Origin of the sequence: Embleya sp. NPDC050493, assembly GCF_044458105.1 — a bacterium.
Taxonomy (GTDB): Bacteria; Actinomycetota; Actinomycetes; order Streptomycetales; family Streptomycetaceae; genus Embleya.
Genome location: NZ_JBITHP010000018.1, coordinates 84,204 through 95,445, shown reverse-complemented (window position 1 = coordinate 95,445; position 11,242 = coordinate 84,204). Strand labels below are relative to the sequence as shown.

The window sequence follows — 11,242 nt, the reverse complement described above, 5'->3', positions numbered from 1 at the left end:
GGCCCCGCCGGGGGGCGGGGGGGGGGGGCCCCCCCCCCCGCGGGGGGGGGGGGGGGGGGGGGGGGGGGGGCGCCGGCGCCGGGGGGGGGGGGGGGGGGCGCCCCCCCCGCCGAGGGTGGTGCCACGGCCGCGGGATCGGCGGGCGGCCGGGGTCCGGGTGGTTACTTCACCCACAGCTCGTAGTTCTCGAACTGGCCGCCGCCCGTGCACTGGTAGGTCGACCAGCGGCCGGCGTTGATCCCCTGGTTGCCGGTGTCGTTGCACGCACTGGCCCAGTAGTAGTCGGTGATGTAGGTGTAGCCGGGGCTGGCCGGCGGGTGGCACGGGTGGGTGCAGGCGACCGTCGCCGGAGCCGCCTGGGCGGGCGCCGCGCCCAGCACGGTGCCGGCCAGGACGGCGGTGCCGGTGGCGAGACCGAGGACGAAGTTGCGGAGACGCATGATGGAGCTCCTTCGAAGTGCGAAATGCGGACATCCCGTACACGTTCGGTGACGACACCCGGTATGACACGGATTGTGTGACCTGGGTCACATTGCGTGCTCGCCTGCTCGATCTGCGCGGCTCGACGCGGCACGGGCCCCCGCGCCCCGGCTCTCGATCCACCGGGTCGGGCCGGTCGAGGTCTGGTCGGGGAAGGTGGTCGATTCCCTCAGGCATCGACCTGCGTCGAGAGAGCCGATCTATCTTCAGTCGATATGCCGGGTATAAGCGCATTTCGCGGATTGCACTCTTGTCAAGGGAGGCGCAACCAGGAATATTGATCCTACCTTTATTGATCGCGCTCCGGCTCGGCCCTGCCCAAGGATTTCGCATGTCTGCATCCACCCCCGGTCACGACGATCCCGTTCGCCCGCTTCCCGGCTGGTTCGACGACGCCAAGCTCGGGGTGATGATCACGTGGGGGTTGTACTCGGTGCCGGCGTGGGCGCCGCTGGACGATCGGCTGGTCCGACTGCTCGCCGAGCACGACGACGGGGCGGACCGGAATCGCTCCTACGAGGCCGAGGTGGACGCGGACGGGTTCGATCCGATCGTGACCACGAGCTACAGCGAGTGGTACCTGAACTCGGTGTCCGTACCGGGTAGTCCCACCTGGCACCACCACCGGGAGACCTACGGGGACCGGACCTACGCCGACTTCCGCGGCGACTTCGGCGCGGCCGTGGAGCAGTGGTCGCCCGAGCCCTGGGCGGAGTTGTGCGCCGCGGCCGGCGCCCGATACGTCGTTCCGCTCGCCAAGCACCACGACGGCTTCCTGATGTGGCCCAGTCGCACGGCCAATCCGCACCGGCCCGACTGGGCTCTGGAGCGCGACGTGCTGGGCGAGTTCCGGGAAGCCGTCCGGGTACGCGGGATGCGATTCGGGATCTACTATTCCGGCGGCATCGACTGGACCTTCGCCAACCTGCCGATCCTGCGCGCCGACGACGTGGCCCGCGCGGTGCCGGACTCGCCCGAGTACGCCGCGTACGCCGACGCGCATTGGCGCGAACTGATCGAGCGCTACGAGCCCGCCGTGTTGTGGAACGACATCGGCTATCCGCCGGCCGCCGAGCCGGAGAAGCTCTTCGCGGACTACCGCAGGGCCGTTCCGGACGGCGTGGTCAACGAGCGCTTCTATGCCGGCACGCCCGACTTCGTGACGCCCGAGTACGCGACGCGCGCCACCTCGGGCGGTACCAAATGGGAGACCGTGCGCGGGGTCGGACTGTCCTTCGGATACAACCGCCAGGAGGACATGTCGTGCACCACGTCGGGGCCGGACCTGGTCGAACTGCTGATGGATGTGGTGAGCAAGGGCGGCAATCTGCTCCTGGGCATCGGTCCCGATGCGGCCGGCCGTATCTCGCCGGAACAGGACGCGGCGCTGCGCGAGTTGGGGGCCTGGCTCGCGGTCAATGGTGACGCGGTGTACGGGAGCCGCTCCTGGCACGTCCCGGAAGATCGGACGGCTGAGGGCCTGCGGGTGCGCTACACCGTGCGCGACGGCGACCTGTACGCGACTTTCCTGGACCGTCCGAGCGCCGGTTTCTCGGTGCCCGAGCGGCTTGCGGGCGCCGCCGACGCCGGGTGTGCGTGGCTCGGCGGGGACGGCGCCGTGGGCACCCTCGGCGGGCTGGCGGGCTTGTCGGTGCCGCCCGTTCGGGACGGAGTGCCCGCACCGGTGGTGTTGCGGATCAGCCCGGCACCCGAGCCGATGTGACGGCGAGCGCGCGTCGCGAGCGGACCGGCCGGGGGGCGGCGACCCGACCGACCTGTCGTCTCGTACACCGCCCCGTCATACTGGAAGTCATCGGACCTCTGGAAGGATCATCGGCATGGCTGTGACGGATGAGGCCATCGACAGGATCAAGGAGATGATCGTCTCCGGGGAGCTTCGGCCCGGCGACAAGCTTCCGAAAGAGGCGGATCTGGCCACCAAGCTGGGGCTGTCCCGCAATTCGCTGCGCGAGGCGGTCAAGGCGTTGTCGCTGATCCAGATCCTGGACGTGCGGCAGGGCGACGGCACCTATGTGACAAGTCTGGAACCCGGTCTGTTGATGGGCGCGATCGCGTTCGTCGTGGACTTCCACCACGACAAGAGCGTGCTCGACTTCCTCCAGGTCAGGCGGATCCTGGAACCGGCCGCGACCGCCCTCGCCGCGGCCCGGATCGATGCCGCCGGCATCGCCGAGCTGCGTGGCCTCGCACAGGTCGACGAGCCGCACCCCACCGCCGAGCAACTGATCGAGCAGGACCTGTCCTTCCACCAGGCGATCGCGGGTTTCAGCGGCAATCTCGTGCTCTGCTCGCTGCTGGACTCGCTGTCCAGTCCCACGATGCGCGCCCGGGTCTGGCGTGGTCTGACCCAGAGCGACTCGTGGGAGCGTACGGTGCGCGAGCACCAGGCGATCGTGGACGCGCTGGAGAGTGGCGACGCGGAGGCCGCGCGGGCGTGCTCGACGGCGCACATCGCGGGTGTCGAGCAGTGGTTGCGGAAGGTGGCCTGACGCGCGGTCCGGCGGGCCGGCCGTCCCGCGCGTCGGGCGGCTCAGGCGTCGGCGAAGGTCTGGCGCTGGGTGCCGAGTCCGGTGACGGCCAGTTCGACGGTGTCGCCGGCGCGCAGGTACGGCTTGGGCTCGGGCTGCCCGAGCGCGACGCCGGCCGGGGTGCCCGTGTTGATCACGTCGCCCGGGTACAGCGTCATGAACTGCGACAGGTACTCGACCAGGAACGCCACGGGGAAGATCATGTCGGCCGTCGTGCCGTTCTGGCGGAGCGTGCCGTTGACGCTCAGGGTGAGCGCCAGCGCCTGTGGGTCGGGCACCTCGTCGGCGGTGACCAGCCACGGACCGAGCGGGTTGAAGGTCGCGCAGTTCTTGCCCTTGTCCCACTGGCCGCCGCGGAACAACTGGAAGTCGCGCTCGGAGACGTCGTGGCTGATCGTGTACCCGGCCACATGATCCAACGGGTTCTGATCGGCCGTCAGGTATGCGGCGGTGCGGCCGATCACGATCGCGAGTTCGACCTCCCAGTCGGTGGCCAGGGATGTCCGCGGCACCAGGACCGTGTCGTTCGGGCCGACCACGGTGTCCGGGGCCTTCATGAACACGATCGGCTCGGTCGGTATCTCGGCGCCGGTCTCGCGCGCGTGGTCGTGGTAGTTCAGGCCCACGCACACGATCTTTCCGGGCCGGGCGAGCGGCGGGCCGTAGCGCAGGCCGGTCGCGTCCAGGACCGGCAGGCTCGCCGGGTCGGGCAGCACCGACAGGTCCGCGAGCAGCGCGGCGTCGATGTCCGGGACCACCGCCGACAGGTCGCGCAGGATCCCGTCGGCCTCCAGGACGGCCGGGCGTTCGCAACCGGGGTCGCCTACACGAACCAGCTTCACAACGGTCTCCTCGGGTGATCGCATCTTGCCCTTGTCGAATAAGTCATCCGATGTATAGGCCATGGTAGCGGGTTGAAACAAGTCGATTATGGCTCACTGTGCCCGTCTATCGAGATATTGATCCGACGGATGCTGGACGTATGCGCGCCGCCCACGGTATACATCGGATGTCTGGGGTCTCCGGGCCCAGCCCGTCCCGGACACCCACCGCAGGGAACCCATCCCGTTCGCGGCGGCCGGGCCGCACGGCCGACAACCGAGGAGCCACACGTGACCCCGCAGCACCCGAACGGCGTGAGCCGGCCCGCCCCACCCGAACGGCCCACGACACCGAGCCGACCCGTCGTCACCGAACTCGTGACCACGGACATCCGTTTCCCGACCTCCCGGGACCTGGACGGCTCCGACGCGATGAACCCCGACCCGGACTACTCCGCCGCCTACGTCGTCCTGCGCACCGACGCCGCAGACCGGCACGAGGGACACGGCTTCTCGTTCACCATCGGGCGCGGCAACGACGTACAGGTCGCCGCCATCGACGCGCTGCGTCCGTACGTGGTCGGCCGGCCGCTGGACGAACTGCTCGACGACCTGGGCGCGTTCTCCCGATCTCTGGTCGGCGACAGCCAGTTCCGCTGGCTGGGCCCGGAGAAGGGCATCATGCACATGGCCATCTCCGCGGTCGTCAACGCCGCGTGGGACCTCAGGGCCAAACGCGCGGGCAAGCCGCTGTGGCAACTGCTCGCCGACCTGACGCCGGAGGAGATCGTCGACCTGGTCGACTTCCGCTACCTCGGCGACGCGCTCACCCGCGAGGACGCGCTGGCGATCCTGCGCCGCGCCGAGCCGACCCGCGCCGAGCGGGCCGAAACGCTGCGCCGCGGCGGGTATCCCGCGTACACGACCTCGCCCGGGTGGCTGGGGTACGACGACGACAAACTCGCCCGGTTGTGCCGCGAGGCGGTCGCCGAGGGCTTCACCCAGATCAAGCTCAAGGTCGGCGCCGATCTGGCCGACGACGTCCGGCGCTGTCGGATCGCCCGGGAGAGCGTCGGCCCGGACATCCGCATCGCGGTGGACGCCAACCAGCGCTGGGACGTGGACGAGGCGATCGACTGGATGCGCGCGCTCGCCCCGTTCGACCCGCACTGGATCGAGGAACCCACCAGCCCGGACGAGGTGTTGGGCCACGCGGCGATCCGCAAGGCGATCAGCCCGATCAAGGTCGCCACCGGCGAGCACGTGCAGAACCGGATCGTCTTCAAGCAGTTGCTCCAGGCCGAGGCGATCGACTTCGTCCAGATCGACGCGTGCCGGGTCGGCGGCGTCAACGAGAACATCGCGATCCTGCTGCTGGCCGCCAAGTTCGGCGTCCCGGTATGCCCGCACGCCGGCGGCGTGGGTCTGTGCGAACTGGTCCAGCACCTCTCGATGTTCGACTACGTCGCGGTCAGCGGCCGGATCGAGGATCGGGTGATCGAGTACGTCGACCACCTGCACGAACACTTCCTCGCCCCGGTCGTGATCGCCGACGGCAACTACCGGGCGCCGTCCGCACCCGGTTTCTCGTCCACCATGAAGCCCGCCTCGATCGCCCGATTCCGCTACCCGGACGGCGAGTTCTGGGTCACTGATCGCGCCGCACAGGCGCCTGTCGTGGAGGTGTCCGCATGAGCAAGCCGGTCGGCCCGTCCAATCCGTCCTCCTCGTCCTCCGCGTCCGGCTCGTCCGGCTCGTCCTCGGCCTCTGTGCCGGCCTCGCCGTCGGCCGGAGACTTCGCCGGCCTGCGCGCCCTGGTCACCGGCGGCGCGTCCGGGATCGGGCTGGCCACCGCCCGGATGTTGACCGCCCGTGGCGCGACCGTCGCCGTGCTCGACCGCGACCCGGCCGCCCTGACCGGCGACCCGGAACTGTCCTCGTTCACCGCGGACGTCGCCGACGACGCCTCGGTCACCGCGGCCGTCCGGGACGCGGCCACGCTGCTCGGCGGCCTGGACATCCTGGTCAACAACGCCGGCATCGGCGCGGCCGGCACCGTCGCCGACAACGAGGACGCCGAGTGGCACCGGGTGTTGGACGTCAACGTCGTCGGCCTGGTTCGGGTCACCCGGGCGGCGCTGCCGCACCTGCGGGCGTCGGCGCACGCCGCGATCGTGAACACGTGCTCGATCGCCGCGACCGCGGGGCTCCCGCAACGCGCGCTCTACTCCGCCTCCAAGGGCGCGGTGCTGGCGCTGACCCTGGCGATGGCGGCCGACCACGTCCGTGAGGGCATCCGGGTGAACTGCGTCAACCCCGGTACCGCCGACACCCCGTGGATCGGCCGGCTGCTGGACGCCGCGGCCGACCCCGCGCGCGAGCGGGCCGCCCTCGACGCCCGCCAGCCGATGGGCCGGCTCGTCGGCGCGGACGAGGTCGCGTTCGCGATCTGCTCGCTGGCGAGCCCGCTGGCGGCCTCGACCACCGGCACCTCGCTCGCCGTCGACGGCGGCATGCAGGGACTGCGGCTGCGGCCGGAATAACCCGATCACGACCGGGATCCTGGAGTCGAGGGAGGCGAACGCATCGTGCGCGCCCTCGACTCCGCGGTCGTTTTTCAGCAAGGGAGCATCGTTCGTGGACACCAACCGCATCGGCGGTACGCCGGTCGTCACGAGCTCGATCGGGCTCGGGGCGGCGGCGTTCGGAAATCTGTACACCGCGACCGACGACGAACAGGCGCACGCGACCGTCGAGGCCGCGTGGGCCGCCGGCATCCGCTGCTTCGACACCGCGCCGCACTACGGGGTGGGGCTGGCCGAGACCCGGCTCGGGGCCGCGCTGCGCGGGCGCCCGCGCAGCGCGTACACGATCTCGACCAAGGTCGGCCGGCTGCTCGTCGACGACCCGGCCGCGCCGACCGCGGCGGACGGCTTCGTCGACACGCCGCGTCGGCGACGCGTGCGCGACTACTCCGCCGACGGCGTGCGACGCAGTCTCGAATCCAGCCTGGAACGCCTGGGGTTGGACCGGATCGACATCGCCCTCGTGCACGATCCCGACGAACACTGGGAGCAGGCCGCGCACGAGGCGGTACCCGCGCTGGTGGCCCTGCGCGAGCAGGGTGTCGTGGGCGCGATCGGGGTCGGGATGAACCAGTCCGCGATGCTCGATCGCTTCGTCGCCGAGACCGACGTGGACTGCGTGCTGCTCGCCGGCCGGTACACGCTGCTCGACCACAGCGGCCGCGCGCTGCTCGACCACTGCGCGAAGCGCGGCGTCTCGGTGCTGGCGGGCGGCGTATACAACAGCGGTCTGCTCGCCGACCCGCGACCGGGCGCCCACTTCGACTACGCACCGGCCGACGCCGACCTGCTCGCCCGCGCCCTGCGCTTGCAGGCGATCTGCGCGCGCTACGACGTCCCCCTGCGCGCCGCGGCGATCGGATTCGCCGCCACGCACCCCGCGGTCGCCACCGTCCTGGTCGGCGCCCGCAGCCCGGAGGAGGCGGCCGACGCGGTCACGATGGGCGAGTGGAACGTCCCGGCGGCCCTGTGGGCCGAACTCGCCGCCGCGACCTGAGACTCGACTCGCCCCGCACTGGGGCAGGGCGAGCCGAGCGGCCCGTTTCCCGCCGGGGAAACGGGCCGTTTCGTCGCGTGGTTGCGTATTGCCTGGTCACTTCGTTGTCGCGTTGCTGCGCCGGCCCGCCGCCGCGCACACGGTGCACACGGTGCCGACGAGAGAGCCCGACCGTACGTGAAGTACGGCCGGGCTCTCGGGTGACCGCGAACGGGGTCGGAGGCTACTTGGTCACGTATGCCGCGTCGAACTGGAGGTAGCTGCCTCCGGTCTTGGTGAGTGTGACGGTGTGCGGGCCCGAGGTCGGGAACTTCACCGAGTACACCTTCTGGCGGGGCGCGTACGATCCGCCGTTGTCGGTGGTGGCGGTTCCGGCCGCGATGCCGTCGAGGGTGACATCGGCGGTTGCGTAGCCGTCGCCCATCGGGGCGAGCACGTCGACGGCGCTGCCGGTGAACGTGATCGTGACCGAGTCGCCGTTCGTCGAGGTCCAGGTCACGTCGTCGCCGTGGTCGCCGCCGCCGCGATTGCCGGAATGGGTCCAGGCGCCCTGGTAGGAGACCGCCGGATCGGTGTCGTTGAGCGCCATCGGGCCCTCGATCATCCGGGCGCCGTCGATCGCGAGCCGCACCCCGGAGACCTTGACCAGCTTGACCGTGTGCGTGCCCGGCGCGAGGTGGCGCGCCGCGTACAGCACCGACTGCGGTCGGGGCCACCAGGAGAAGCCGTCCAGCCGTTGGACGAGCGCGCCGTCGAGGTAGACGTCGTACTTGCCGCCCAGCAGGTTGCGCGGGCCCAGGACGTCGGCGGCCGTGCCGGTGAACGTGTACGTGACCGAGCTGTCGTTCGCGGTCGCCGCCTGCACGTCGTCACCGAGATCACCGGTCCAGCGGTTGTTCGTGTGCGTCCACGCGCCCTCCCACACGAAGCCCGCCGTGTCCTGGTTGACCGGCTTGGCGTCGATGCGTTCGGCGTTGCCGCGCAGGGCCTGGCGCACATCGTTGAGGATCGAGAGGGACTGCTCGGAGACCTTGCCGTCCTCGTACATCATCATGTTGAAGCTGAGCGGGACCTTGCGCGAGGCGGCGTCCAGCGCCCAGTCGACGGCCTGCTTGGCGGAGAAGTTCGGGCCGCCGATCTTCTGGCCGCGCAGGTGGATGCCCCAGTCGTCCTCCATCCGGAACATCGCGTGCTGGAGCAGGCCCTGCTGCGGACCGGAGCGGAAGATGCCGTCGCCGCCGACCGGTGCGCTGCCGTCGATCGGCTCGCCGTGCACCTCCTCGGCGAAGTAGGTGTCCTGGAAGTCGGTGTAGCGCGGCAGGATCCACGAGTTCCAGGAGACCATGCGCGCCGGGTTGCCGGTGCGCGCGATCTTCTCCAACTCCTCGAACGGGGCCGGGTAGTAGATCAGGCCGTCGTCGAAGAAGAAGCCGTCGAGCTTCTTGCCGTAGCGGGTGCCGATGTCCGCGACGACCTGCTTCCAGTTGTTCAGCAGCGTGCTGCGGTCGCCGGTGCCGGTGGTGTAGAAGGTGCTCGGGAACTTCTGGGTGGGCCACCAGGCCGCGTCCTCGGTGCCCAAGTGGTAGTACAGCGTGAAGCCCAGGCCCTCGGCGTGCAGCGCGTCGGCGATCTCGCCGATCAGGTCGCGCTCGGCGGTCAGGTCGCCGTTGCCGACGACCTTGTCGATCGCCGCGTTCGGGCCGTCGACGTGGTAGCCCCACCAGCTGTACGACCAGATCACGTAGCCCGCGCCGGTGCCCTTGACCATCTTCACGAAGGCCGGCACGTCGAAGTCGGCGGCCTGGCGATTCAGCGACTTGGCCGGCCCGCCGTTCTCCGGGAAGCCCCAGGAACCGTACTGGAACATCAGGCCGTAGCCCGCCGACGCGAAGTCGGAGGTGTTCGCGCGGGCATCGGCGATCCGTGCCTCGCGGGCCGGGCGGTCCTTCTCCCGGACCAGTTCGAGCGACTTGACCTGCACGTCGCCCGCGAGCGTCGCGGTACGGCTGAGCACGATGGTCGACGTCCCGGACGGCAGCGCGAGCTTGCCCGCGTCCACGCGCGCCCAGCCGCCGGCGGGCTGGGCGAACCCGGTCGCCGCGGCCGAACCGCGGACGCCGATCTTGAACGTCTGGCCCGGTGCCGCGTTGAGCATCCCGGTGATCCGGTACACGTCGCCCTTGGGCACGGTCACGGTCCACGCGAGGTAGTCGTCCGAGGTCCTGAAGTTCTCGACCCAGAAGTTCTTCCTGGTGTCGGGGGCGAACACGGACATCGAGGGCGTGCGCTCGGCGGCCGTGCCCATCAGGGTCGTGACGTTGTCCCTGACCGCCTTCTGGTCGACCGGCAGCGGGACCTGTCCCGCCTGCGGGACGGCGCCCGGTGCCGCGGCAGGCGCCGATTCGGCGGGCCGGGATGTGCGCGCCGCGTGTGCGGCGGGCGCGACGACCACGAGCGGCGCGCACATGGCCGCGGTGGTCGCCAGGATGGTGCACCATCGTCTCAACATCGGTCAAGACTCCTTGCTTGTCGCCGGGAGGGTGCTGATGGATCGGCGCCGCCGCGGCCAGGCGGCGGCGCCATACGCGAATGCCCGGCGGTACGGGCGTACGGCCGGGCATTCGCGGGTTCGAGGGGTGGGGTGCCCGATCAGCGCAGGGCAGCTCCGGATTCGGCGTCGAACAGGTGGATCCGCGCGGGGTCCAGGGCCAGTTCGACCTTCGCGTCCGCGACCGCGGCGCTCTCGGCCGGGAAGCGGCAGGCGATCGGCGCACCGGCCGAGGCCGCGTCGTCGCGTACCGCGCCGAGGGTGACATAGACGTTCTTCTCCGCGCCCAGCGCCTCGACGTACTCGACGATCGCCGGGATCCGCACATGCTCGGCGGTGCCCCCGAGCATCGATGCGTCCAGCAGGTGCTCGGGCCGCACGCCGACGGTGACCGGTCCTTCCGGATACCCGCGCTCGACGGCGGGCAACGGTACGTCCACGCCGCCGAGTACCACCTCGGTACCTCGCTCGCCGGTGCGCAGCCGCGCCTCGACCAGGTTCATCGGCGGCGTGCCCATGAACGACGCGACGAAGGTGTTCGCGGGGCAGCGGTAGATCTCGTCGGGCGTGCCGATCTGCTGGAGGCGACCCTCCTTGAGCACCGCGACCCGGTGGCCCATGGTCATCGCCTCGACCTGATCGTGCGTCACGTAGATCATGGTGGTGCCGACCCGGCGCTGCAGGCGGGCGATCTCGCCGCGCATCTGCACGCGCAGTTTGGCGTCCAGGTTCGACAGCGGCTCGTCCATCAGGAACAGTGCGGCGTCGCGGATGATCGCCCGGCCCATCGCCACGCGCTGGCGCTGGCCCCCGGAGAGTTGGCCGGGCTTGCGGTCGAGGTAGTCGGTCAGCTCCAGCATCGCCGCCACTTCGCGCACCCGGCGCTCGATCTCGTCCTTGGGCCGCTTGGCCAGGCGCAGCGGGTAGGCGATGTTGCGGGCCACCGTGTAGTGCGGGTAGAGCGCGTAGTTCTGGAACACCATCGCGATGTCGCGCTCGCCGGGGTGCACGTCGTTGACGACGCGGTCACCGATGCGCAGTTCGCCGCCCGTGATCGATTCCAGGCCCGCGATCATCCGCAGCAGGGTGGACTTGCCGCAGCCCGAGGGGCCGACCAGAACCAGGAACTCGCCGTCGGCGATGTCCAGATCCATGCCGTGCACCGCGACGTGCCCGTTCGGGTAGGTCTTGGACACCTGGTCCAACATCACCTGGGCCATGAGTGCTCCAACGTGCAGAAGGGGTGGTGGGCGGTCGGGGCG

Annotated in this window: 9 protein-coding genes; 5 read left to right on the top strand and 4 right to left on the bottom strand. The window is 70.6% G+C overall.

Annotation, left to right across the window (positions count from 1 at the left end; translation table 11 throughout):
• Nucleotides 1–161: 161 nt before the first annotated feature.
• Entirely contained in the window at nt 162–440 is a 279-nt protein-coding gene (locus ACIBM5_RS29780; protein WP_396009617.1) for a hypothetical protein, read from the bottom strand.
• Nucleotides 441–811: 371 nt separating this feature from the next.
• On the opposite strand from ACIBM5_RS29780, the gene ACIBM5_RS29775 reads away from it, so the two are divergent.
• Both ACIBM5_RS29775 and ACIBM5_RS29770 read left to right on the top strand, forming a co-directional pair.
• Nucleotides 812–2,203 (top strand): alpha-L-fucosidase, encoded by a 1,392-nt coding sequence (locus tag ACIBM5_RS29775; RefSeq protein WP_396009615.1) that lies wholly within the window; start codon nt 812–814, stop codon nt 2,201–2,203.
• Nucleotides 2,204–2,318: 115 nt separating this feature from the next.
• Nucleotides 2,319–2,990 carry a FadR/GntR family transcriptional regulator gene (locus ACIBM5_RS29770; RefSeq protein ID WP_391584529.1) on the top strand — a complete coding sequence of 224 codons (672 nt, stop codon included), beginning with the start codon at nt 2,319–2,321 and terminating at the stop codon, nt 2,988–2,990.
• A gap of 41 nt (nt 2,991–3,031) precedes the next feature.
• Here the strand turns inward: ACIBM5_RS29770 and ACIBM5_RS29765 are convergent, their stop codons facing one another.
• Complete coding sequence (locus tag ACIBM5_RS29765; RefSeq protein ID WP_396009613.1) at nt 3,032–3,871, bottom strand: fumarylacetoacetate hydrolase family protein; 840 nt, start codon at nt 3,869–3,871, stop codon at nt 3,032–3,034.
• Nucleotides 3,872–4,141: 270 nt separating this feature from the next.
• Here ACIBM5_RS29765 and ACIBM5_RS29760 point away from each other — a divergent pair, with 270 nt between their 5' ends.
• The 3 genes from ACIBM5_RS29760 to ACIBM5_RS29750 all read left to right on the top strand — a co-directional run bounded on the left by ACIBM5_RS29760 (nt 4,142) and on the right by ACIBM5_RS29750 (nt 7,432).
• Nucleotides 4,142–5,545 (top strand): L-fuconate dehydratase, encoded by a 1,404-nt coding sequence (locus ACIBM5_RS29760; protein ID WP_396009612.1) that lies wholly within the window; start codon nt 4,142–4,144, stop codon nt 5,543–5,545.
• On the top strand, nt 5,542–6,393 hold the full coding sequence (locus ACIBM5_RS29755; RefSeq protein ID WP_396009611.1) for an SDR family NAD(P)-dependent oxidoreductase: 852 nt from the start codon (nt 5,542–5,544) through the stop codon (nt 6,391–6,393). Before ACIBM5_RS29760 ends, ACIBM5_RS29755 begins: the two co-directional genes overlap by 4 nt.
• Before the next feature lie 94 nt (nt 6,394–6,487).
• A complete protein-coding gene (locus ACIBM5_RS29750) occupies nt 6,488–7,432 on the top strand; it encodes an aldo/keto reductase (protein WP_396009610.1) in 945 nt (314 codons plus the stop codon).
• A gap of 223 nt (nt 7,433–7,655) precedes the next feature.
• On the opposite strand, the gene ACIBM5_RS29745 is transcribed toward ACIBM5_RS29750, so the two are convergent.
• Nucleotides 7,656–9,941, bottom strand: a complete 2,286-nt coding sequence (locus ACIBM5_RS29745) for an alpha-L-fucosidase (RefSeq protein ID WP_396009609.1) — start codon at nt 9,939–9,941, stop codon at nt 7,656–7,658.
• Nucleotides 9,942–10,081: 140 nt separating this feature from the next.
• Nucleotides 10,082–11,200 (bottom strand): ABC transporter ATP-binding protein, encoded by a 1,119-nt coding sequence (locus ACIBM5_RS29740; protein ID WP_396009607.1) that lies wholly within the window; start codon nt 11,198–11,200, stop codon nt 10,082–10,084.
• Nucleotides 11,201–11,242 lie beyond the last annotated feature (42 nt).